24 protein-coding genes and 1 pseudogene are annotated in these 22,578 nt (G+C 69.1%); 15 read left to right on the top strand and 10 right to left on the bottom strand.

Annotated elements, in window-relative coordinates; genetic code table 11:
* Positions 1-8: 8 nt before the first annotated feature.
* The 3 genes from E1292_RS22220 to E1292_RS22210 all read left to right on the top strand — a co-directional run bounded on the left by E1292_RS22220 (position 9) and on the right by E1292_RS22210 (position 2,826).
* Positions 9-863, top strand: a complete 855-nt coding sequence (locus E1292_RS22220) for an AraC family transcriptional regulator (RefSeq protein WP_132597145.1) — start codon at positions 9-11, stop codon at positions 861-863.
* Between the two features lie 101 nt (positions 864-964).
* The gene (locus tag E1292_RS22215) at positions 965-1,981 is read left to right on the top strand and encodes an ATP-binding cassette domain-containing protein (RefSeq protein WP_220446995.1); all 1,017 of its coding nucleotides are present in this window, start codon (positions 965-967) and stop codon (positions 1,979-1,981) included.
* Positions 1,978-2,826 (top strand): ABC transporter permease, encoded by an 849-nt coding sequence (locus tag E1292_RS22210; protein ID WP_132597143.1) that lies wholly within the window; start codon positions 1,978-1,980, stop codon positions 2,824-2,826. The genes E1292_RS22215 and E1292_RS22210 overlap by 4 nt, the downstream gene beginning before the upstream one ends.
* A gap of 88 nt (positions 2,827-2,914) precedes the next feature.
* Here the strand turns inward: E1292_RS22210 and E1292_RS22205 are convergent, their stop codons facing one another.
* On the bottom strand, positions 2,915-3,487 hold the full coding sequence (locus E1292_RS22205) for a TetR/AcrR family transcriptional regulator (protein ID WP_132597142.1): 573 nt from the start codon (positions 3,485-3,487) through the stop codon (positions 2,915-2,917).
* 145 nt (positions 3,488-3,632) lie between these two features.
* On the opposite strand from E1292_RS22205, the gene E1292_RS22200 reads away from it, so the two are divergent.
* A complete protein-coding gene (locus E1292_RS22200; protein WP_132597141.1) occupies positions 3,633-4,370 on the top strand; it encodes an SDR family oxidoreductase in 738 nt (245 codons plus the stop codon).
* A 141-nt stretch (positions 4,371-4,511) separates the two neighbouring features.
* Here the strand turns inward: E1292_RS22200 and E1292_RS22195 are convergent, their stop codons facing one another.
* Entirely contained in the window at positions 4,512-5,486 is a 975-nt protein-coding gene (locus tag E1292_RS22195; RefSeq protein WP_132597140.1) for a helix-turn-helix transcriptional regulator, read from the bottom strand.
* 133 nt (positions 5,487-5,619) lie between these two features.
* Between E1292_RS22195 and E1292_RS22190 the strand changes: the two genes are divergently transcribed.
* The 3 genes from E1292_RS22190 to E1292_RS22180 all read left to right on the top strand — a co-directional run bounded on the left by E1292_RS22190 (position 5,620) and on the right by E1292_RS22180 (position 8,089).
* Positions 5,620-6,015: a RidA family protein gene (locus E1292_RS22190; RefSeq protein ID WP_132597170.1), complete on the top strand. Its 396-nt coding sequence runs from the start codon at positions 5,620-5,622 to the stop codon at positions 6,013-6,015.
* 72 nt (positions 6,016-6,087) lie between these two features.
* Positions 6,088-6,594, top strand: a complete 507-nt coding sequence (locus E1292_RS22185) for a DUF488 domain-containing protein (RefSeq protein ID WP_132597139.1) — start codon at positions 6,088-6,090, stop codon at positions 6,592-6,594.
* 217 nt (positions 6,595-6,811) lie between these two features.
* Entirely contained in the window at positions 6,812-8,089 is a 1,278-nt protein-coding gene (locus tag E1292_RS22180; protein ID WP_132597138.1) for a retropepsin-like aspartic protease, read from the top strand.
* A 531-nt stretch (positions 8,090-8,620) separates the two neighbouring features.
* On the opposite strand, the gene E1292_RS51265 is transcribed toward E1292_RS22180, so the two are convergent.
* The 3 genes from E1292_RS51265 to E1292_RS54985 form a co-directional block, all read right to left on the bottom strand.
* Positions 8,621-9,820, bottom strand: a complete 1,200-nt coding sequence (locus E1292_RS51265) for a coiled-coil domain-containing protein (RefSeq protein WP_165974670.1) — start codon at positions 9,818-9,820, stop codon at positions 8,621-8,623.
* A 243-nt stretch (positions 9,821-10,063) separates the two neighbouring features.
* Entirely contained in the window at positions 10,064-10,321 is a 258-nt protein-coding gene (locus E1292_RS22165; protein WP_132597136.1) for a hypothetical protein, read from the bottom strand.
* A gap of 633 nt (positions 10,322-10,954) precedes the next feature.
* Positions 10,955-11,911, bottom strand: coding sequence for a tyrosine-type recombinase/integrase (locus E1292_RS54985; protein ID WP_132597135.1), 957 nt, complete (start codon positions 11,909-11,911; stop codon positions 10,955-10,957).
* A 237-nt stretch (positions 11,912-12,148) separates the two neighbouring features.
* Between E1292_RS54985 and E1292_RS22155 the strand changes: the two genes are divergently transcribed.
* From E1292_RS22155 to E1292_RS52775, 6 genes are all read left to right on the top strand, one after another.
* Positions 12,149-13,312 carry an NAD(P)/FAD-dependent oxidoreductase gene (locus E1292_RS22155; RefSeq protein ID WP_132597134.1) on the top strand — a complete coding sequence of 388 codons (1,164 nt, stop codon included), beginning with the start codon at positions 12,149-12,151 and terminating at the stop codon, positions 13,310-13,312.
* Positions 13,309-14,202, top strand: a complete 894-nt coding sequence (sigJ, locus tag E1292_RS22150) for an RNA polymerase sigma factor SigJ (protein ID WP_132597133.1) — start codon at positions 13,309-13,311, stop codon at positions 14,200-14,202. Before E1292_RS22155 ends, sigJ begins: the two co-directional genes overlap by 4 nt.
* Before the next feature lie 153 nt (positions 14,203-14,355).
* Positions 14,356-15,831 (top strand): FAD-dependent monooxygenase, encoded by a 1,476-nt coding sequence (locus tag E1292_RS22145; protein ID WP_132597132.1) that lies wholly within the window; start codon positions 14,356-14,358, stop codon positions 15,829-15,831.
* A 72-nt stretch (positions 15,832-15,903) separates the two neighbouring features.
* The gene (locus tag E1292_RS22140; RefSeq protein WP_246090268.1) at positions 15,904-16,368 is read left to right on the top strand and encodes a multicopper oxidase domain-containing protein; all 465 of its coding nucleotides are present in this window, start codon (positions 15,904-15,906) and stop codon (positions 16,366-16,368) included.
* A gap of 29 nt (positions 16,369-16,397) precedes the next feature.
* Positions 16,398-16,820, top strand: a complete 423-nt coding sequence (locus E1292_RS22135; protein ID WP_132597131.1) for a YybH family protein — start codon at positions 16,398-16,400, stop codon at positions 16,818-16,820.
* Between the two features lie 144 nt (positions 16,821-16,964).
* Positions 16,965-17,132 carry a hypothetical protein gene (locus E1292_RS52775; RefSeq protein WP_220446993.1) on the top strand — a complete coding sequence of 56 codons (168 nt, stop codon included), beginning with the start codon at positions 16,965-16,967 and terminating at the stop codon, positions 17,130-17,132.
* Between the two features lie 248 nt (positions 17,133-17,380).
* Here the strand turns inward: E1292_RS52775 and E1292_RS22125 are convergent, their stop codons facing one another.
* The 3 genes from E1292_RS22125 to E1292_RS22115 form a co-directional block, all read right to left on the bottom strand.
* Positions 17,381-17,719: a hypothetical protein gene (locus E1292_RS22125; protein WP_132597130.1), complete on the bottom strand. Its 339-nt coding sequence runs from the start codon at positions 17,717-17,719 to the stop codon at positions 17,381-17,383.
* A 168-nt stretch (positions 17,720-17,887) separates the two neighbouring features.
* A complete protein-coding gene (locus E1292_RS22120) occupies positions 17,888-18,604 on the bottom strand; it encodes a tyrosine-type recombinase/integrase (protein ID WP_132597129.1) in 717 nt (238 codons plus the stop codon).
* Between the two features lie 634 nt (positions 18,605-19,238).
* Positions 19,239-20,189: a zinc-binding dehydrogenase gene (locus E1292_RS22115; protein WP_246090263.1), complete on the bottom strand. Its 951-nt coding sequence runs from the start codon at positions 20,187-20,189 to the stop codon at positions 19,239-19,241.
* Positions 20,190-20,256: 67 nt separating this feature from the next.
* Between E1292_RS22115 and E1292_RS22110 the strand changes: the two genes are divergently transcribed.
* Entirely contained in the window at positions 20,257-20,907 is a 651-nt protein-coding gene (locus E1292_RS22110) for a TetR family transcriptional regulator (RefSeq protein WP_132597128.1), read from the top strand.
* Between the two features lie 170 nt (positions 20,908-21,077).
* Here the strand turns inward: E1292_RS22110 and E1292_RS22105 are convergent, their stop codons facing one another.
* Positions 21,078-21,833 carry a Tn3 family transposase gene (locus E1292_RS22105; RefSeq protein WP_342775680.1) on the bottom strand — a complete coding sequence of 252 codons (756 nt, stop codon included), beginning with the start codon at positions 21,831-21,833 and terminating at the stop codon, positions 21,078-21,080.
* A 46-nt stretch (positions 21,834-21,879) separates the two neighbouring features.
* Here E1292_RS22105 and E1292_RS51260 point away from each other — a divergent pair, with 46 nt between their 5' ends.
* Positions 21,880-22,365 (top strand): hypothetical protein, encoded by a 486-nt coding sequence (locus E1292_RS51260; protein WP_165974669.1) that lies wholly within the window; start codon positions 21,880-21,882, stop codon positions 22,363-22,365.
* On the opposite strand, the pseudogene E1292_RS52770 reads toward E1292_RS51260, so the two are convergent.
* Positions 22,298-22,578 (bottom strand): annotated as a pseudogene (locus E1292_RS52770) (hypothetical protein); the annotation flags it as partial. The gene E1292_RS51260 and the pseudogene E1292_RS52770 overlap by 68 nt on opposite strands.

Genomic DNA, 22,578 nt, shown 5'->3' with positions numbered 1-22,578 from the left:
ATGTCGGCGTGGGATCCTCCGAGCCGGTTCGCCCCGGTACGCCTCGATGGAAGATCACGGTCCCGTCGCGTCCTGGCCGGCTGCCCGGGGTCGTGATGGCAGGGTTCAGCGACCAAGCGAACGAGTTCCGCGACGTCGCGCTGGTCCCGCATCCGGCGGTTACGGTGCTCTTCGACCTCGGCGACCAGCCATTCGTCTTCGAAGACGGCCGTGGCTCGCAGCAGCGCGAACGCGTCGTCGCCGGACTCGCGCCCCACAGGGCCCGCGGGCGGGGGCTGGCCAGGAGTTCCGAGTGCCTCCAGTTGCGGCTTCCGCCGATGGTCGCGCACGCGGTTCTGGGCGCCTCCTCGGAGCTGGGCGGGACGGTGGCCGCCCTCGATGATCTCTGGGGACGCGAGGCCGTACGAGCCCACGAACGATTGCGTGCCGCCGGGTCGTGGGAGGAGCGATTCGCCATCGTGGAGGCCGCGCTGGCTCGGCGATACGACGCGGGCCGGGCCGCCGATCCGGAAGTCACCTTCTGCTGGGGACAGATGGTGGCCAGCGGGGGGCGGGTACGCATCGAACGGCTGGTTGCCGAGATCGGATGGAGCCGCAAGCGCCTCTGGTCCCGCTTCCGCGCCCAGATCGGCCTCACCCCCAAGCGTGTCGCCCAGCTCATCCGCTTCGACCACGCGGCCCACCGCCTCGCCGCCGGCCACAGGGCCGCCCTGGTAGCAGCGGAAAGCGGCTACACCGACCAGTCCCACCTCCATAGGGACGTCGTGGCCTTCGCCGGGATGACGCCGGCCACGGTCGCGCTCTCGCCGTTTCTCGCGATCGACGATGTCGCGTGGCCTCCCAAGGCTCAATCCGGCAGGTGACGTGGGCGAGCGCTACGGCTGCTCCCGATGCCCGTCGCGCCGGCCACGAGGGCGGAACATTTCTGCAAGACAAGCCGTGAGAGATGGACGAGTCTCACCGCATGTCAAAGAGCAGCACGGCCGGGGACCAGCCGGCGATCGAGGCGCACGGCCTGGTCAAGGTCTTCGGCCAGAACCGAGCGCTGGACGGGATCGACCTCACGGTCCGGCGCGGTCAGGTGTTCGGGTTTCTCGGACCCAACGGGGCGGGCAAGACCACCACGATCCGCGTCCTGGCCACCTTGACCCGGTTCGACAGCGGAGTCGCCCGTGTCCTCGGTCACGACGTGATCAGCGAGCGCGACGCGATCCGGGCCCGGGTCGCCGTGACCGGCCAGTTCGCGGCCCTGGATGAGGACCTGACCGGGTACGAGAACCTGATCATCCTCGGCCGCCTCCACGGTCTGTCCCGCGCCGCCGGCAAACAGCGAGCCGATGACCTGCTGGCCGCCTTCGACCTGACCCACGCGGGCGGCCGCCCCGTGGGCGGGTACTCGGGCGGGATGCGCCGCCGGCTGGACATCGCGGCCGGCCTGATCGTGACCCCCGACCTGCTGTTCCTCGACGAGCCGACCACGGGGCTCGACCCGCGCAGCCGTAACCAGGTCTGGGAGCTGGTCCGCCGGATCGCCGCGGCCGGCACCACGGTGCTGCTCACCACCCAGTACCTTGAGGAGGCCGACCAGCTCGCCGAGCAGATCGCCGTCATCGACCAGGGCCGGATCGTGGCCGAAGGCACCAGCGCCCAGCTCAAATCCCGAGTCGGCTCGGGCACCCTCCACGTCCGGCTCCTCGACGGCGAGCAGCGCGCGCAAGCGCAACAGGTCCTGGCCGGCGCCCTGGAAGGGACCGTCCATCCCGCCGCCGACCCGCTCGCCCTGTCCATGCTGCTAGCCACCCCGGCCGACGCGACAGACGTGGGCCGGCTGGTCGGGCACGCCCTGACCCGGCTCGCCGAAGCCCAGGTGGGCATCGCCGAGGTCGCTCTCGGCCAGCCCAGCCTGGACGAGGCCTTCCTCGCCCTGACCGGCCACCCGGCCGGCCCAGCCACCACCGACCAGGAGGACGTGAACCGATGAGCACCCCCGCCGCCGTCACAGGCCCCGCCGCGGCGGGGACCGACCGGATCGGCCTTCTCCTCGCCGGCAGCCCGGCCCGTCGCCGTGCCGGGGCACTCGCCGCCTCCGCGACCTTCGGCCGCCGGGCCATGCTCAAGATCAAACACGACCCCAAGCAGCTGGTGGACTCGGTCGCCATCCCGATCCTGATCACCGTGCTGTTCACGTACCTCTTCGGCGGCGCCATCAGCGGCTCGCCCGGCGAGTACCTCGAGGTCCTCCTGCCCGGCACGCTGAGCATGAGCATCGCGATCGTCACCATGTACGGCGGTGCCCGCCTCGCCAAGGACGTGACGACCGGGGCCTTCGACCGTTTCCGTTCGCTGCCCACCTGGCGCGGCGCCCTCGTGTTCGGCGGCCTGCTCAGCGATGCCGCCCGTTACCTGTTCGCCTCCGCCATCGTGGTGGTCCTCGGACTGGTCATGGGCTATCGCCCCGACGGTGGCGCAGGGGGTGTGCTCGCCGCGGTCGCCCTGGTAGTCGCCTTCGGGCTCTCCCTTTCCCTGCTGTGGGCCGCGGTCGCCCTGCTCGTGCCCGACCCCGCCGTCGTCATCAGCATCGCCAACGTCGTGCTGATGCCGCTCTCGTTCGCCAGCAACATCTTCGTCCAGCCCAGCACCATGCCCGGCTGGCTCCAAGCCTTCGTCGAGGTCAACCCGCTCAGCCACGTCGCGACCGCGGCCAGGGGCCTGATGAACGACGCCGGCGGCACCGGCGCGTCTGTCGTCTGGGCACTCGTCGCGACCGCCGCCATCACCGCAGTGTGCGCGCCGCTCGCCCTTCACCTCTACAGCAGGCGGGGCTGACGCGTGCGGAGCCGCCGGCAGGAGGCGCGACGCTTCGCGTCCCCGGCGCACCCGCTCACCGGCCCTGACGCCCGACGTTGCAGGGACCTCACGGACGAGCCTTGAGTCCGTCCAGCGTGAGATCGAGCAGGCGTTCTGCCTGCTCTCGTTGTTCGGGCCTCGCCGAGGTCAGGGCGATGCCTGCGAGGGCGGCACCCATGTCTGCCGGGCTGATGTCGGTGCGGATCGTCCCGGCGGCCGCGCAGGCGTCCATCAGGGCGGTGATGGCGGCCTGAATCATGTCCCGACTGTGGCCGTAGGGGTTTCCTCCCGTAGCGACGATGGCGCGCAGGGCGTCGGCCATGCCGAGCTTGGCGGTCACGTAGTCCAGGAAGAGACGTGTCCAAGCACGCAGGGCTTCGTAGGGCGGATGTGCCGCGAGCAGGCCGGGCACGGCGTCGCACAGCTGAGCCACCTCGTTGCGGTAGACCGCCTCGATCAGAGCTTCCCGCGTGGGGAAGTTGCGGTACAGGGTCGCGGTGCCCACGCCCGCCTCCTTGGCGATGCGCTCCAGGTGCGCGTCCAGCCCCTCCTCGGCGAACACGCTCACCGCAGCCGTGATGATCTTCTCCCGATTGCGTCGCGCGTCAGCTCGCAACGGGCGTGCCGCGTCTTTGCTCATCGGCGGCGGCCCTCCCCCTTGTGCTCTTCCTCCGTTTGCTAAACGGAGGCGTGCCCACTTAAGCTCGATTAAGTGGTGGCGCCTCCACTTCCACTGTAGGTCATGGACCGACCTGCGCCTGTTCCTCGTGGAAGGACTACTGATCATGACAGGAATCGCCGGCAAGGTGGTGGCGATCACGGGTGCCAGCAGCGGCATCGGAGCAGCAACGGCGACGTACCTCGCCGGGAAGGGGGCCCGGCTCGTGCTCGGCGCACGAAGAAGGGACCGGCTGCACGCGGTGGTGGACCGGATCGTCGCACACGGCGGCTCAGCCGTCGGAGCCGTCATTGACGTGACGCGCCGGGAGGATCTGAAGCTCCTCACGGACACGGCGGTCCATCAGTTCGGCCGGCTCGACGTCCTGGTGTCCAACGCCGGCACGATGGCGGTGTCACCGTTCGACGAGTTGCGCCAGGACGACTGGGACACGATGGTCGCAACGCACGTCAACGGCCTGCTGAACGGCATCGGGGCGGCCCTGCCCGTCTTCCGTCGGCAGTGCTCCGGCCAGTTCGTCAACGTCGCCTCCACCGCGGCCTACGTCGTGAAATCCCCGCAGGGCGTCTACGCAGCCACCAAGACGGCGGTCAAAATACTGACCGAGGCGCTGCGGCAGGAATCGGGGCCGGACCTGCGCGTCACCCTCGTCTCACCCGGGTTCACCGACACCGAGGGCGTGGGCAAGGGGGCAAGTCCCGAGGCAGCGGCGGCGCTGATCCAGCAGCGTGACGAGATCGCCATCCCGCCCTCCGCCATCGCGTCCGCGATCGGGTTCGCGATCGAGCAGCCCGCCGGCGTCGACATCAGCGAGGTCGTCGTCAGGCCCACCGTGCAGGCCTGACCGCCGGAAGGTGTTGGAGGAGAAGATCAGCGGCAAGCTCGCAAGGCGGCGCCGCGCGTTGCGTACGCGTCGTTCCTGGCACCTCGCAGTACGGAGCGGACCGAGCAGCGTCGGCGGCGGCTCGCTGAAGGAGACCGGCTCTCAGGATGGGACCGCGTAGCGGGTGGCGATCGCGGCGGCGCGGTCGCGCAGGGCGGTGCGCAACCACTGCGGGGCCAGGGCTTCCGCGTTGGTGCTGAGCTGCCACAGCGCCCATTCGGCGTGTCGTGGATCCTGGAAGGTCACCTCCAGCCGCAACCGGCCGTCTGCGCCGGCTTCCTCGGTGCGGACGGCCAGCGCGGTGCCCACCAGGTCCTCCCGCCGTTCGGGGTCCACCCGTACCAGTACGGTGACCTGGTCGCCGCCGGTCCGAAACTGCGTGCTGCGTTGCCGCCAGACCCGGTCCAGATCGACCCGGTTCGGTCGCTGTGCCGGTTCGGGAAGTTCCTCGGCGGCCAGCACCCGCGACAGCCGGTAGGTGCGGTCCGCGCCAGACCTCGTGGCCAGCAAGTAACCCCGGTCGCGGACGGTGACCAGGCCGATCGGGTCCACCGTGCGCCACTTCGGGGTCTGGTCCACGGCCGCGTAGCGGATGCGCAGCTTGTGTCCGGCGAGCACCGCGCGCCGGACCTCGGCCACTATGGCGTCAGGCACCTCCTCAGCGACCAGCCGGCGCGAGAGAAGGTCGGTCTCCGGGTCGATGAGCAATCGCTCGGCCGCGCCGGCCGCGGTGTCCCGATAGCTTTCCGGCAGCGCGTCGACCACCTTGAGCATCGCCGAGGCGAGCGCCGAGCCCAGGCCGAATGCCTGCGCGCCGCGCCGCGATCCGGCGATCAGCAGGGCGAGGGCCTCGTCGTGGTTCAAACCGGTGAGCTCGGTACGGAAACCGGGCAACAACGCGAACCCGCCGTGCCGGCCGCGTTCGGCGTAGACCGGGACGCCGGCCGCGGACAACGCATCGATGTCGCGCAGCACGGTGCGGGTGGACACCTCCAGCTCGCGGGCCAGCGCGGCAGCGGACAGCCGACCGTGCCGGCGCAGCAGCAGCACCAGCGAGACCAACCGGTCGGCGCGCATACGAAGAAGTTATCGGAATACGCGACAAAGGATGTCGTGATTTGCCGGGAGGCTTAACACGACGTCACAGATGGCGGCCACCGGGCCGATGGACGTCCCTACTTCCGGTGAATCGAACGGAGCTGATGTGGCGATGGAGCGAATGGCGGTCAACCCGTGGGCGTGGTCGGTCGAGATGGGGTACAACCAGGGTGAGATCGTCTCCGGGCACACCCGGACGCTGTACTGCTCCGGGCAGACCGCGATGAGCGGCGACGGCAAGCCCCAGCATGACGGTGACATGGCGGCGCAGCTGGCGCTGAGCCTCGACAACCTGGAGGCGGTGCTCGGCGAGGCCGGCATGTCCCTGGCGGACCTCGTCCGGCTCAACGTCTACACCACCGACGTCGATCTGCTCTTCGCGCACTACGGCGTGCTGGCGTCGCGGTTGGGCGCCGCCGGGGTGGCGCCGACCACCACGATGCTCGGGGTGACACGGCTGGCGATCCCCACCCTGATGGTCGAGCTCGAGGGGACCGCCGTCGCGTGATGCGATCTCGCCGCTTCCGGCAGGGCCGCCGGGGTTGAACCGGCACGAGTGACAGGCAGGTGGGTGAATGCGGTGCTCAGAGTGGTGACCATCGGCGTCTATGGCTTCGACGGCGAGTCCTTCCTGCGACGACTGCGGCACGCGGACGCCCACCTGCTGTTCGACGTACGCCAGCGCCGGGGTGTCCGCGGCCCCGAGTACGCCTGGGCGAACGCGCGCCGGCTGCAGGCGGCCCTCGCCCGAGCCCGGATCGCCTACGAGCACCACCCCGAGCTCGCCCCGACCACCGAGTTGCGCCGGCTTCAGTACGCCGAGGACGACCGCCAAGGCGTCGGCAGGCGCTCGCGGCGCGAACTCGCCGCCGAGTACACCCGCCGCTACACCACCGAGATCCTCGACCGCGCCGACCTCACGCCCATCGTGTCGGCGCTGCCGGCCAGCGGGACCGCAGCGCTGCTCTGTGTCGAGCGCGACCCCGAGGCATGCCACCGCTCGTTGATCGCCCAGCGGCTGACCGAGCGACACCACGTCACGATCGAGCACCTGCGCCCGCTGGACGGGCCACCGCCGGGCCCGTGACCGACGAGCAGTATGAGGAGGATCTCGGCGTGCTCGGCAGGCCGGGCAGGCCGCGGGGGTGAGGCGAGCGATGACGCTGCGGGCAACGTCGTCGGTGGGGCGAGAACGGGATCTTCTTCACAGTGACGCATCAAGGAAGTACTCGCCCAGAAACGCTCCGGAAACAGAGTTTCGTGTTGGGTGCCTGGCATCCCGCCACGAAACGTCAGGAGCAAGCATGACCCTTGCAGGCGATTTCCCTGCCTCCAGCCGGCGCGCCTTCCTGCGCGAAACCGCCATGATGGCGGCCGCCGTGCCCATGGTCCTTCCCTCCATGGGCACGGCGGCCGCCGCTGTGAAGGATCCCGACCAGCTGTTCAGGAAGGGTGAGTTCGACGAGGCCGCCCGAGGTTACCGACGTCTGCTGAGCAAGGATCCCAAGAACGCGCACGCCGCCGCCCAACTGGGCTACATAGCCCTGCTGTCCAACCGGTTCGCCGCGGCCGAGCGCTTCCTGTCCACCGCCACGGCGCTGGACCCCGGCGACGTGGCCTCGCACCAGCGGCTGGCCGAGTGCTACGTGCGGCAGGACAAATTCGCCCGCGCCGTCCCCTTGCTCAAGAGGACCGGCAGCCCGCGCGATGCCGCCTTCGCCACCTTGTACGCCCACATCACCGGGACGCCCTGGCAGATCCATGGCGCACGGAGCAGCCGCGTGCCCTTCCTGCAACTGGACCCGCTGCCCACCATCGAGGCCTCGGTGAACGGCAGAGCGGGAAGGTTCTACCTCGACACGGGCGCGACGCTCGGCCTCACGCAGGAGATCGCGGAAGAGGCGGGGCTGCGCTCGCTGGCCACCGTGTCAGGCATCGGCAGCGGCCAGCAGATCACCATCCACCTGGGCGTCCTGGAGTCGTTCCGGATCGGCGACATAGAGATCCGCAACCTGCCGGTGCAGTGGCACGACACGCAGTCACCGCCCGGCGGAGCCCAGCCGGAGGGCATCATTGGCACGACGCTCTTCTACCACTTCCTGACCACGATGGACTACGCCGGCCAAGCCCTGGTGCTCCGGCCCAAGTCCGCGGTCCAAGAGCGGGGAACCTACCGGGTCCCACTATGGCTGGCCGGGGACCACTCCCCGTGCACGCGGGGAAGCCTGGGCGACTATGGGCCACACATCGTCACCCTCGACACCGGCGGCATCGGCACCGGCATCCACACGACGGTCCAGTACGCCAAGCGGGCCGACATCAAGGTGGACTACGATCACCCGAACGAGGTGAACGGCGTCTCCGTCTACCCGATCAGGCCAGATCGGATCAGCTTGGGCAAGGCGATCCGGCGTAACGTGCCCGGCAGCGCCGCCGAGAAGACGTTCCCCGGCTATCCCGGTCCAGGCCAGGCCGAACAGTTCGGGTTCGAGATCATCGCCAACTTCAGCCACGAGTTCTTCAAACCCTTCGCCGTCACCTTCGACTTCAGCGGCATGAACCTCGTCATCACCCGCCGATGAGCCGCTGGCAGCGCCGAGGAAGGCGTGGAGTGCGTGGCAGTCGCACCCAGCCCGCCCCGCCTTGATCTCAGTTACCTGGAATGCGACCTTCCGGGCGATCTTGTCCGTACGGTCTCGCCGGTAGGTGGGGCGGACGCTGTCGTACTCGAGAAGAAGTGGCCCGTCCTGGAGCGGCACCAACAAGCGGCCCGGTGGCTGCGGATCCGGACCGATCTGGGACGGGCGCCCCGCACGATCGACGCCTACGCACGTGCGCTCGCCGAGTATCTGCCTGGCCGATGATGATCTCCTGCTGAGCCGTCCGCCATCTGCGCGGGCGGGTGCGCGATGAGCGCCTCAAGACCGAGACCACCGGTGTCACCAGGGCAACTACTCCTGTTACGGGCGCCCGCAAGATCTACTATCAGCTCCGCCGCGAGGGCCTGCCGGTCGCCCACCATCCAGCGGCAGATGGGCGAGCTGGGCATCGCCGGTCTGGTCCGGTCGCCGCCGTGACAAGAGCGGCGGGTCATGTGGCGCGCCTCAGGGCTCCTAGCCCGAACGCAGCTCGGCCGCCACCGCGCGTTCCCGCAACTGCGCCGCCTCCGCCCGCGCCGCGTCCAGTTCGGCCCGCACATCCTCCAGCCGTACCCGCTCCAACCGCAGCTCTCCCCGCAGCCGGTCGCGCTCCTTGACCGCCGCGTCAGCCCGCGACTTCTCCCGCGAGGCCAGCTTGTGCTCCCGCGACAGCGCGGCCGCCGACTCCTCCTCGAGTGCCGCCGTCTTCGCGGTCAGCCGCTCCACCTCACCGGCGGCCTGCGCCGCTTCCTGGAGCGCGACTGCCCGGTCCCGCTCGGCCGCCGCGGCGGCCCGCTCCGCCTTGACGGCCCGCTCAACTGCCCGATCGCGCTCCTGCGCCGCCGCCTCCTCCCGGGCCCTGGCGCCGACCGCCGCACGTTCGGCCTGCTCCCGACCACGCACGGCCGCCGCCGTCTCTTCCCGCGCGCGGTCGCGTTCCGTCCGTGCCTGGCCGGCGGCCTGCTCAGCGTGTACGGCCTGCGCCCGCGCCTCAGCGATCTGCCCTTCAGCCAGTTCCACCCGTTCCGCGAGCTCCCGTACGGCCTGATCCCTGGCCTCCTCGGCCAGCTCCACCTGGTGGGCCGCCTCCGTGGCCTGCCGTTCGGCCAGCTCAGCGCGCCGCTGCGCCTCCTCGGCCGACTGCAGCGCCTGCCTTTCCGTGCTGGCCGCCTCCCGTAGCGCCGCCAGCGCCTGCTCGCGGGCCCGTTCGGCATCCGCCAGCGCGGTGTCGCGCTCGTGCTCCGCCTCCTCCAGCCGTGACCGCATCTCGGCCGTCTGCCGGCGAGCGTGCTCGGTGGCCTCACGTGCCAGTCGTACCTGCTCGAACGCCTGCTCCCGCTCCGTGCGCGCGATCGCCACCCGCGTGTGCGCCTCCGCCTGCACCGCGCTCAGCTTCGCCTCGACGCCCGCAGGGCTCAGCTCGTCGGCCAGCGCCCGCGCCAGCGGCTCGATGGCCGACGCCAGCCCGCTCTCCATCCGGTCGTACAGTTGCTCGGCCCTGGCCAGCGCACCCTCGAGTCCCGGCGTGGCCCGCCGCAACTCCCGCTCGCGCTTGGCGGCGGCCTGGCAGTCCTTCTCAGGACAGTACGCCCGGGGTCGGCCCCTCCCCCGCCGCTGCTCGATCAGTGCCCCACAGTGCTTACACGGCGTCACCAGGCTGGTCTCTTGCGTCACAGCCGTAGTCTAGCATTTTTTATTTTCCAGAAATTCTAAATAGAAATATCCGATAGCTTGCGCCGCGCTCAGATGTCTCCAACTTGCGAGAAGGCAGAATTCCCGCAAGTTGAGCCGCCCACTGACGATCTGGGGTCGCCGCGCGGAGAGGATTGCCGCGTAATTGTCCTCGAGGTGTGCTGTGACGCGCAGGCTCGCTGACATCGAAAACGCCGATCTATGGGGATCCCTGGGACCCGCCACTTAAATTTCTTTGGCGAGACCGAGCGCGAGCGCGACCAGGCCCGCGGCGCCGCTGCCGCACACGCGGAAGAGCTTGATCGGCTCCGCCAAGCACTGGCCGGTGAGCAGGAGCGACGCGAGCAGGCGGTCACCGCGGCCGCTGTGGCCGAACAGCCTTGTGAGGCCGCTACCCGGGCCCAGTCCGACGCTGCCGGTGAGGCCGATCGGCTGCGCGCCGAACTGAGGGCCGCCGCGAGCGCGCTCAAGGCCGCTCAGCACCAGCGCGAGGAGGCCGTCACAGCCGCCGCCGTGGCGCAGGCTCTGCTGCGTGAGCAGGAAATCTCACGCCTGCGCGAACACGCCGGCCCCGATACAGGTGACCCCGCCCCTACCACCGATGTCACCGAATCGGCACGTCCGTCATCCGATCGAAGTCCCATCTCCGACGGCCCCAAGCCGGGCGACGCACCGCCAACCGGCCTCGCATAACGCGGACGGCAGCCGTGCGTCATGGTCATCACAAGGTCGGTTCTGGCAGGATATTTCGGTGCTTCCGCTCAAGGTTCGCCAGACCTCATCCGGCGTCCATCTGTTTGACCGGCGCACCGGACTCAACCTCCTTCTGGAGCCGTCGAGCACCGGGTCATGTTCGCCGTCGCTGGCGCCACGGCAGATCTCGGTGGCGCTGAGCAACGCGTGCGATCTGCGCTGTTCCTACTGCTACGCGCCGAAGACGCCTGGGCGCCTGAACATTGATGCACTCGTTGGCTGGCTTAGCGACCTTGACCAGGAAGGTTGCCTGGGAGTCGGGTTCGGTGGCGGCGAGCCCACACTGCTAGGCCCACCGCTCGGGTTGATGCCACCAGAGGGAAAGTAACTCTCCGTAATCAATTCATGGGGCGTTTGAACAGTTCAGCGGCTTTTGCGGCGGGCGGCCGGGTCGGCTTCGGTGGTGAGGCGGGCGGAGGTCTCCTCGCCGAGGCGGACGTAGCGGCCGAGGCTGGCCAGGTGCTGGTGGCGGGACTTGGCCTGGAGTTCGGGCGCGCTGCGGCCGCCCTCGGCCAGGTGCTGCAGGGCGCTGTGGCGCAGTTGGTGGAGCGTCCAGCCTTTCTGGTGCGGGTCGAGCTTGGCGCTGGCCTGCTTGAACAGGTATTCGGCGCGCGGGTAGGACAATCGGCCGCGTCCGGTGGCCGGGCAGATGTCGGCGGCCGCGGGCGCCCGGGAGCCGGAGGCGGGGGCGCGTCGGTCGGCCAGGAAGAGCGGGCCGGCGGTGCGGCCTTTGAGCAGGCGGGGCAGGAGCCGGGCGGTGCCGGTGCCCCAGTGCACGTACTCGATCGCGCCGCCCTTGGAGACCACGCGGGCGCGGCGGAACTCCAGGTCCAGATCCTCGATGTTCGAGGTGAGGATCTCCTCGGCGCGGGCGGCCGTCTCATACAGCATCCGCCACAGCAGGCGCTCGCGCAGAGCGCTCTCGGGGTCGGTGAACAGGGCCTCCAGTCGCGTGCGCAGGATGGCGCGGTCGCCGCGGCGGGCGCTCTTGCGGCGCTGCAGGCGGCGGGCGGGGTTGGCGGCCAGCAGTTCCTGGCGCTGGGCCCAGGCGGTGAAGGAGACCAGTGCGGACAGGTGCCGGTTCCAGGTAGCGGCCGCCGCGGTGTTCCAGTACTCCATCACCGTGGCGTAGTCCTCGGGCCTCAGGCTCGCGGTGGGCCGGGTGCCGGCCAGCGCGGTCAGACGGGTGAGGGTGGCGGCGTAGCCGGCGCGGGTAGTGGCGGCCTGCACCTGGTCGAGGAAGCGGCCGACCGCGGCCGCGACACTCTGCCCGCCTGCCGGAGCATCGGCGCCCGGCGCGAGGAAGGAGACGACCGTCACTGCAGCTCCTGCACGTCGATGTGACACATAATGTGGCCGAGTCGCGTCCCGGCCGGCTCGCCGCGAGCTGGGCGTAGTTTCGGCCGCGAGGGTCAGTGTGACAGATACATATTCTGTGTCACAGTCTGGGATGGGCCGAAGGCTCTGCCGCGAGCACGTGTTCCGCGCTCATGAGTGGAGTGACGCACGTCACGTCGCCTCCGGTCACGTCGCTGCGGTCCCCGGTGTCTTGAGGGCGTGACTGAACACAACACTTCACACAAGATCGTGGTCATCGGCGGCGGATACGCGGGAACGGCCGCGGCCAACCACCTCCAGTTGCGCGACGACGTCGACATCACCCTGGTCAATTCCCGCCCGACGTTCGTCGAACGGATCCGGCTGCACCAGTTCGTGGCCGGCAATTACGACGCCTCGGTCGACTACGGCACGATGCTCGGCGACGGCATCGAGCTGGTGGTCGACAACGCCACCCGGATCGACACCGCCTCCCGCACGGTGGAGCTGGCGTCGGGCCGCGCGCTGGATTACGACTACGTCATCTACGCGGTCGGCAGCACCGGCGCGGTCCCCTCCTCGGTGCCGGGCGCGGCCGAATTCGCCTACTCCATCGCCGAGCTCGAGTTTGCCCAGCGGCTGCGCGTCAGGCTGGCGGAGCTGCCTGCGGAGGCCGTGGTCACCGTGGTCGGCGGCGGGTTGACCGGCATCGAGACCGCCGCGGAGCTCGCCGAACAAGGGCGCAAGGTCACTCTGGTCGCCGGGAGAACCCTGGCCCCCACGCTCAGCGCTCCTGGCCGCCGATCCGTCGCGACGTGGCTGTCCGAGAACGGTGTCACGGTGCTGGAGGGCAGCGCGGTGGCTGAGGTCCGGCAGGACGCGGTCGTCCTCACCGATGGAGCGGTACGGCAGAGCGCGCTCACCATCTGGACGGCCGGTTTCGGCGTGCCGGGCTTGGCGGCTGCCAGCGGGTTGCGCGTGGACGAGCTGGGTCGGCTGCTGACCGACGAAACGCTGCTGAGCGTTGATGACGACCGTATTGTCGCGGCGGGTGACGCCGGTTCACCGTCGGGGCGGCCGCTGCGGATGAGCTCCCAGTCCGCGATACCGCTCGGAGTGCAGGCCGCCGACGCCGTACTGAGCCGCATCGCGGGAACCGCGCCGGCGGTGATCGATCAGGGTTTCAAGGGGGTGTGCATCAGCCTGGGCCGGCATGCCGGTATAAAGCAGCTCGTCCGCGCGGACGACACTCCCTTGGACACCTACTTCGACGGGCAGGAGGGCGCGCAGATGAAGGAGGAGCAGTGCCGCCAGACGGTGATGGGCATCGGCATGGAAGGCCACAACCCGGGCACCATCGTGTGGTATAAGCCGGGACCGCGTGCCGTGCAGGTGGCCGCGTGACAACCGACGAGCATGCCGAGCGGTTCACCGTACTGCGGCCACTGCTGTTCACGATCGTCTACGAGATCCTCGGTTCGGCGACAGAATCCGACGACGTGCTGCAGGACAGCTATCTGCGGTGGGCGGAAGTGGACCTGGCGACGGTCCGTGACACCAAGTCGTACCTTGCGCGGCTGGTGACCCGTCAGGCACTCAACGCCCTGCGGGCGAGTAAGCGCCGCCGCGAAGAGTACATCGGCTCCTGGCTGCCCGAGCCGCTGCTGCTCAGCGAGGACGACGCGTCGGCCGATGTGGTGCTCGCCGAATCGGTGTCGATGGCGATGCTGGTGCTTCTCGAAACGCTCACCCCCGACGAGCGCGCGGTGTTCGTGCTGCGCGAGGTGTTCGAGTTCGACTACGACGAGATCGCCGCAGCGGTGGACAGATCCGTGGTGACGGTGCGCCAGATGGCGCACCGCGCCCGCGGGCACGTACAGGCGCGGCGCAGGCGTTTCGACCCCGTCGACGCCGGGACGTGCACGCGGATCACCGAGCAGTTCATGTCCGCGGCGGCGACCGGTGACATGGGAGAGCTACTCTCGCTGCTCGCGCCGGACGTCACGTGGACCACCGACAGCGGCGGCAAGGTCACCGCGACGCGCCAGCCGGTGGTGGGCGCGGAGAAAGTGGCCGCGCACGTCATGGAACTGTTCCGCCCGGGGCGGTTGCCTGAAGTGCGTATCGAGATCGTCAACTGCAACAACGCGCCCGCGATGGCCGCCTACAGCGGCGACCACCTGGAGAGTGTCTTCCTGGCCGATGTCGTCGACGGGAAGATCACCCACCTCTACGCCATCCGCAACCCGGACAAACTCCTCGCACTGACGGTTCCGCGTCAGATCAGCCGGTAGGAGTCGGCAGCCGCAGCGCAGTGAGTCGCGATCGCGACGTCTGGCTCAAGCGAAGGTGCCGCCGCAGAAGCGGGGCGGCAGGCGATCGACGAACGCCTCTCCGTCTCCTCTGCGCGTGACCCATTCGACTGAAAGATGACCAAGGAGTTGACCATGACGGATACCCAGGTAGTGATCGCCGGAGCAGGGCCGACCGGGCTGATGCTCGCGTGCGAGCTGGGGCTCGCCGGGATCGATGTGCTCGTCCTCGAGCGGGCCGCGGAGCCTCGAACGGTGGAATCGCGGGCCGGAGCCCTGCACATCCGCACGATGGAGGTGCTCGACCAGCGGGGTCTGCTCGACGGGTTCCTCGAGCGCGGACGGCCGCGACAGGAGGTGCATTTCTCCGGACTCGGTCTCGACCTATCCGATATGGCGACGCGATATCCGTACGCTCTGCTCATCTTGCAGGCCGAGGTGGAACGGCTGCTGGAGGAGCGCGCGGCGCAGTTGGGGGTACGGCTGAGCCGCGACGCCGAGGTGACGGGGTTCACCCAGGACGAGACGGGCGCCACGGTGGAGCTCGCGGACGGGTCGCGCGTCCGGGCGGACTACCTTGTCGGCTGCGACGGGGGCCGCAGCACCGTGCGCGCGCTCGCCGGCATCGCCTTCCCCGGCACGCCGGCCACGATGACCGCGATGCTCGGCGACGTCGAGCTCGCCGAGCCGCCCGCCGCCGACATCTTCCAGGAGGGACGCGAGCACGGCAGATTCTCGGTGCTGTCCTACGGTCCGGACTGGTACCGGGTGCTGACCAACGAGTTCGATCACGTGGCTGGCCGGGACGAACCGGTGACCCTGGAGACCCTCCGCAAGACCCTGCTCAAGATCGCCGGGACGGATTACGGGATGCACTCGCCGCGCTGGCTCTCCCGGCACGGCGACGCGGCACGCCAGGCCGACCGCTACCGCTTGGGCCGCGTCCTCCTGGCCGGCGACGCCGCGCACATCCACTTCCCGGCAGGCGGGCAGGGCCTGAACACCGGCGTGCAGGACGCGGTCAACCTCGGCTGGAAGCTCGCCGCCGTCGTCCGCGGCCAGGCCCCGGCCCTGTTGCTCGACACCTACCAGGCAGAACGCCACCCGGTCGCCGCCCGCGTCCTGCAGAACACCCGCGCCCAGACCGCCCTCTGGCGGGTGGACGATCACACCTCCGCTCTGCGCGAGGTGCTGGGTGATCTCATCGGCATCGATGAGGTACGGCTGCGCCTGGCCGGGATGATCACGGCGACCGACATCAGGTATCCGATGGCGGGGACGGACGACCTCCTCGGCATGCGGATGCCGGATCTCGACCTCGAACACGGTCGCGTCTACGAACTGCTGCACCGCGCTCGCGCGGTTCTGCTGGATCTCGGCGGTCTCCCGCCGCTCGACGCCGTCGTGATCGGCTGGGCGGACCGAGTCGATCTCGTCCGCGCCCATCCTGCGAAGGGCTCCGGCCTCGGCGCGGACGCCGTACTCATCCGTCCCGACGGACACGTCGCCTGGGTCACCCGCGCCGGCGAGCAGCCAGACCTTGACGCTCTCCGGACCGCCCTCACGACCTGGCTCGGCCCAGCTGGTCCTCACGGTGCGCACGATGGGTAGCCGCAGAAGATCCCGGTCGGCGGCCGCGTCCGCATCATCAACCGGCTGGGCACAAGCCGCACTCGCGACGTGATGGCCTTCCGCGTCGCGCGCAAGGCCACCGACGACAGCCGTATCCCCAGAAAGCTCTCGTCCGATCTGCCGAGCTGGCGCCGCTCGGACGCCGTCCGGACGCGCGACCTCTCCTTCCGCGCCGGCCGGACGAACGGACGTCACGGCTGGCTCAGCGGCGGGAAGGCGTTCGACCCCGCCCGCACCGACGTCACCACCCGCCTCGGCGACATCGAGGTCTGGCGGCTGATCGCCGACATCCACCACCCCGTCCACCTGCACCTGGTCGGCTTCCGGGTGCTCTCACACGGCGGCAAGGCCCCGCTGCCCCACGATGCGGGTCTAAAGGACACCATCTCGCTACGGCCAGGCGAAGCAGCCGAGATCATCACTCGCTTCGACGGCTACCGCGGCCGCTACCTCTTTCACTGCCACAACGCCGAACACGAGGACATGGGAATGATGGCCGATCTTGAGGTCATCTGACCCACAACGAATGAAGGGAACCAGGACAAGTGAGCGAAACCGAAGTCAGAAATCACATCGACAAGCTAGCCGAAGGCATCCGAAACAAAGACATCGCAGGCTTGAAGCAGCTCTACGCCACGGACATCGTCTCCTTCGACGTCGAGCCGCCACTCCAGCATGTAGGGAGAGACGCGAAGCTGAAGAACTGGGCGAACGTGTTCGCGGTCTTCGAGGAAGTGACCTATGAGGTTCGCGGCCTGAAGCTCACCGTGGGCGAGGGTGTGGCGTTCGGGCATTGCTTCGCCCGACTCGTCGGCACCTTGAAAGGCGGGACCTCGACGGACGGAATGTGGGTCCGAGGCACATTCTGCTTCCGAGAAATCGCCGGCACCTGGCTGATCACGCACGACCAGATCTCCGTTCCGCTCGACATCCCGAGCGGCCAGGGAGTGACCGACCTCGAACCCTGACAGAGATGATGTCGGTGAGCACCTCCCACCGGGTCTGACTCAGCCCTGACTGACTTCGGGTCTTCAACGGGATCTGTCGGCCCTGGCCGGGAGGTTGCTCGTATGCACGCACCGTGCGTGGCGTTGTGACGTCAGGAGGTTGGGATGCCAAGGAATAACAAGGTCGGGCACGAGGACGACATCCCAATCCTGCGGGCCGAGCTCTATGACGACGTCACCGCGATGGACGGCAGGTTCATCCGCGACGTCGCGATCGGCGGCCCTGCTCGGCACCATCACCGCGGCGGAGTTCGGCCAGTTCGGCACCACTGACCGGCTGGATGCGGGCCGTCTGGCCGGAGCACAGGTGGAGAATGACCGTGTCGCCGTCCATGACGGCGCTGGTGTAATCGAGGGCTCGGCGGCGGGTTGGAGGCCGCCGGATTGATCAATCGTCGCGAGAGCCGCCGCTGGTCGCTGCGACACTGATCCGGCTCAACGACCCCGGGTCAGAGCCTCGGCCGGGAGGCCTTCTTCGAGCAGAACAGACAGCTAATGGCCTCACGTGTCCCCTCGGGGACCTACTCGTCGATGTCGTCGGGCTCGGCTCGGGCTGGATCGCGCAGGGGCCGCAGCCCGTCGGCGGGCTGGGAGGCGGTGAAGCTGTACCGGCGACCGGCGTTGAGATCCTCACCGGGACTGGACAGGCAGCCGATGACGCTGCTCGGTGACGCGACCACGGCCTGCTCCACCTGCACAACCCCTCCGGCCACCCCGAAGCCGCCCGCCGCGCCGTCTTGCCCATCGAGACGTTCGCCACCTTCTTCGGCGGCCGCGGCATCGCCGTCGCCCTGCCGTAGCTCACGCAGGTCCTCGCCCTGCGCCTGCCCCTCCAGCTCCAGGTCCAGGTGCCGGCTCATGTCCAGCTCCAGCTTGCCGTACAGGTTCAGGTCAAGTCGGCCAGGAACTCCTCGGGGTCGCGGGGCTTGGCCAGCTCCCGGTAGTGCACGTCCCGGTTGTCCTCGAAATCAGGGGGAAAACCGGCCATGAGTCGATCTTGACGCCCGTTCCCGCAGGCAGGCGTACAGTCAGCGGTCGACCGTGATCAGTTTGAGGGCGTCTTCCTTATTCTTGTCGGACGGCAGGCTGTACCGGCGGGTGGTCTCCAGACGGGCGTGGCCGAGGATCTCGGCGACCAGGACCAGGTCGGTTTTGCCGCGGACCAGGGTGGTGGCGAGCGTGTGGCGCAGGACGTGTGCCGTGGTGGGATCGTCCAGCCCGGCTGTGTGGGCGATCTCGGCGATGATGCCGCCTGCAGCGCGGGTGGTCAGCCGTCCGCCCTTGGCGTTGAGGAACAGGGCCCGGTTGTCGCTGGCGTGGGGCCAGTTGGGGCGTTCGTCGAGCCAGAGCTGCAGTTCGGTGCGGAGTGTGGGATGGATATCGACCTCGCGGAACTTGTCGCCCTTGCCGTACAGGCGTAGCCGGCCCTTGCGGGCCGACATCTGGACGTCGTCGACGTCGAGGCGGACGACCTCGCTGATGCGGGCGCCGGCGTAGTACGGGATCAGCGCGATGCACCGGCCCCGAGGGGACAGATGCGCCTCCACGGCGCGCAGCCAGCGGATGCGGGCGCGCTCCTCCAGCGCGCGGGGCGCGCTCTTGGGTAGGTCTTCGCGGGTGACGTCGGCCCTGCCCAGGCCGCGGCGGACGTGGAAGTCGTCCAGCGCGGTCAGGACGGAATTGACGTAGACGCGGCTGCGCCTGGCCGGGCCGTCGCGCAGCAGCCACATGCGATAGTCGCGCACCGCCCAATCGCGGGCCTGCCGGTCGGAGAGGGGATCGGCGGCATAGCTGGCCGCCGGCAGCTGGGTGGGACGGGCACCCGGACGGCGCTTCGTAATCTCGGAAGCGGATCCGGGCGCCTGCGAAGGGCCGGAGTGCGCAATCTAGGAAGTCACTCCTGGGAGTATACTTCCGAGATTGTGTTGATCTCGGAAGTACGGGATCGCCCGGCGCGGACAAGAACGCTTGCTCATTGGGAGCCCGGCGGGTAGCACGAGATTGGACCGCGGGCGCCACATCCTGCGCATGGGCCACTGACATGGCCCGGAACTCCCACAGCTCTGGCAGGCCGCCACCCAGTTGATCAATGGGTACGGCGGGAGGCGACGACGGCCGGTGTGGCCCACGTCAGCATGGCTCGGGCGAAGCGCGGCGGAACGAAAACGTACGCTGAGTGACCGGCTCCGGAAGCCCTTCGGGTTGATGTGAGTCAGGTGGAGGCCGCATTGCGGAGGGTTTCGGCCGTGGTGGGCGGGCGTCACTAGCCAATAGGGAAGGAACCACAATCCTGCGGTTCTCGTGACCGGCTCCGATCAGCGCCGACCGCATTACGCAGACCTGACCTGGTCGGAGCCGGCTCCTGAGACGGCAGGGCCGTCAGGCGAGGTCGAGCACCGCCTTGCCGTGCAGACGGCGTTCCATGAGAGCGCTCACCGCCTCGGGCACGTCGTTCCAGTTGCCGCGCCAAGTGATCTCGGGGCTCAGCACTCCGTCCGCGACCTGCTGTGCCAGCCAGGCCAGGTCCCTGTCCAGCCCGTCGCAGAACAGCAGCATGAACGTGACGATCGAGCGATCGTCACGTCCTGGTCCGCTGAACAGGGCGCCGAATGGGAAGCTCTCGCCATCACCCGTGGAGTGCCCGACCGCCACCAGCGTGCCTCCCTCACCGAGCTGATCGAATGCCTCCACGAGTTGCGGGCCGCCCACCATGTCGAGCACGCCGTCGAGCCCGCCGCCGGCTTGCGCAGGACCAGTCACCACCTCGTGGGCGCCCAGAGCGCGCAACGCCTTGCCATGCTTGGCGGGGTCACCGGTGGAGGCGATCACCTGTGCGCCGCCGAGCCGGGCGAGTTGGACGGCGTAGCGGCCGACGCCTCCGGTGGCGCCGGTCACGAGGATCCGGCGTCCCAAGATGGGCCCGATCCGGTGGAGCGCGCGCAGCGCGGTGCCGGCCGCGACCGGGATGGTGCTGATCGCGCCCGGCTCCGCGCGCTCGGGCGCCACGCCGATCCAGTCGGTACGCACGGCGCGGACCTCGGCCCAGCCGCCGCTCTCATCGAGGGTCACGACGGGAGTCCCCACGGCCGGCCCTGACCCATCCGCCGCCGCCTGGACGACGACTCCGGCGGCGTCCCAGCCGAGCACCGTCCCCTCCATGGCTGTCTCGATGCCGTGTTTGACCTCGCCGTAGTTGAGCGAGGTGGCCGTGACTCGGACCAGCGCCTGGTTGGGGGCGGGCACAGGCGCGGACACTTCCCCCACCCGCAGGCCACCGGGGACGGAACGATCAACGATCAGGGCGCGCATGGCGATCCTTTCCTCAGACATCCACTCAAAGTGCTACTCAGGAGCATAAGCCTATGGAAGGCGTTTGCGTTCCCGTTACACTTGGAGGATGGCTGCCGACATCTCCTCCACCTCCGTGCCGGGAACGCTCTCGCTGCGGGAGCGTAAGAAGCTCAGGACCAGGGCTGCGCTGGTCGATACGGCCCTCGCGCTCTTCACCGAGCGCGGCTTCGACGGGGTGACCCTCGACGAGTTGTGCGAAGCCGTCGAGGTCTCCAAGCGCACCTTCTTCCGGAATTTCGCCAGCAAGGAACAGGTCGCCTCTGCTCCGCTGGAGGCACTGTGGAACGGCCTGCGGGACGACGTCGAGCACCTGGCATTCGGCCACGTGCCCGTCTTGGAGGTGCTGCAGGAGGCGTTGCTCGTGGCGCTCGCGCGCATGGACGATGGCGGAGCCTGGGTGACCCACGTACGGCGGAGCCGGGAACTGGCCGAGCGCACGCCGTCGATCGCCGCGTACGGGCTTCAGTACTGCGACGACACCAGCGCGGCCATCGAGGAGGCCCTGCAGCGCAGGCTGGGCCTGGACCCTGCTGACCCACGGCCGAGGCTGGCACTGGACCTGGTGGTCGCATCGTTCCACGCCGCGCTGCGGGCCTGGACAGCCAAACCCGGCGCGCCTACCCACGCGGGCCTCGCGGCCGAACTGCGGTCGGTCTTCGCGGCCCTCCCCGGTGCACTCACCTTCAGCATGGCCTGACAAGCGGGTGCAACGCGAAATCCACGATAGGGGGCGGCTCACCGTAGCTAAAGGAGGTTCAGGCCAGATCCCCTGGCCGGCGGCGAGACCCGCGACTCTCGTAGTCCCACCGCCCCAATGAGAGCCCAAACCTCGGCTCCGCAGGCTGCAACCGAGCCCGCGGCACAGATCTACGCCGCAGTCTCCTCGCCAAGGTGCAAGTGGACCTCCATGTCCTCCAGCGGCGCGTTCAGATCGTAGATGTAGTCGCCGAAGCGGCGTACGTTGTCTTCCTGGTAGGGGGACATGATGGCCACGTCGGTGCGATGGACCGCCTCGCCCTCGCTGCGCAGCTGGTTGAGCACCAGCGACATGTCCAGCGTGGTCTGGTACATGACCAGGTCGGCGACCAGGGTATTGAACTTGATCGCCTTTTCCTGTTCCTCCGGGTCGTTCTCGGCGATCACCCCGTTGTTGCCGAACCCGATCCACTTTGAGAAGTTGTTGCAGGACTCGACCATGTTGGTGGCCCGGGTGATGTTCTCCCGCAGCGTGGCGTCGGAGACGTACCGCAACAGCACCATGGTGCGGATCACGCGGCCCAGCTCGCGGAAGGCGCGGTAGATCTTGTTGCGTTTGGAGTCGTGCCGCAGCCGCCGCAGCAGCGTGATCGACGACAGCTCGCCTTCGCGGATGGAGATGGCCACCTTCATCAGGTCCTGCCAGTGGTTCTCGATCAGCTGCCAGTTGATCGGCTCGCCGAACAGCGCGTCGATATGCCGATAGCGGACGCCGGGCTCGGGCCGGTGGAAGGTCAGGTCCCGGAAGTTGCGGATGCGCGGCAGCAGCTCGAACCCGAACAGGTGCGCCAGCCCGAAGACGGGGAACGACTGGCCTTGGGTATCGGCGTGGATCTCCTTGGGGGCTGCCTCGCTCTCCTGCTCCAGCAGCCCTTCGCACGGTAGGCACGCCTGACGTTCTCAAGATCGACTCATGGCCGGTTTTACCCGTATCTCGGCTGGACCCGATGATGTCCTCCAGCGTGCGCTTGCCGACCACCGGATACAGCGCCTTGCGCACGATCTCCTCCGGCAGCTTCAGCGCCGCCTCGGCGAGCTTGACCAGGATGCCGTTTTTGCCATGCACCCTGCGGAACTCGGTGCTGATCTCGTTTTCGACCTTCTTCTCCGCCCGCATGCTGATCTTGTGCACGAGCTGGATCAGCAGCTCGACCAGGCCGTCGATCATCTCCGCCTTGCGCGTCCAGCACAGCGCGGCCAGCAACGTGAGCCGCACCCTGTCGGGGGCGGCATCGAAGTCGGGGGGTACATCTTCATCGCCCGCGCCCGCCACCCGGCCACGATCTTCTCCGACACTCCCTCGAACAAGCCCTCCGGCAACCCGATCGCCTTCACGCGCTCCAGCTTGACGATCTCGGCCAGCAGCGTGTCCAGCTGCAAGGGTCGGGATCGGACTTGAGCTCCTGCAGGAACGCTCGCGCACCCCCAACGCCTTCGGCCTTGTCGCCCTCGTCGGCGGTGTCCTCCTCCTGGGCATCGCCGGCACCGGAATCGGTATCCTCCTCGGCGGCGCGCTCTGCCGAAGAGCTGGCCTCGCCCGTGTCTGCCTCGTCCTCGTCATCGGCACCCGGGTCGTCGGGGACGATCAGCTCCTCCAGCTTCTCGATCGACT

The organism is Nonomuraea deserti (assembly GCF_004348685.1).
GTDB lineage: Bacteria > Actinomycetota > Actinomycetes > Streptosporangiales > Streptosporangiaceae > Nonomuraea > Nonomuraea deserti.
The sequence above is the reverse complement of the archived record's forward strand: the minus strand, read 5'-3'. Positions and strand labels throughout refer to the sequence as shown.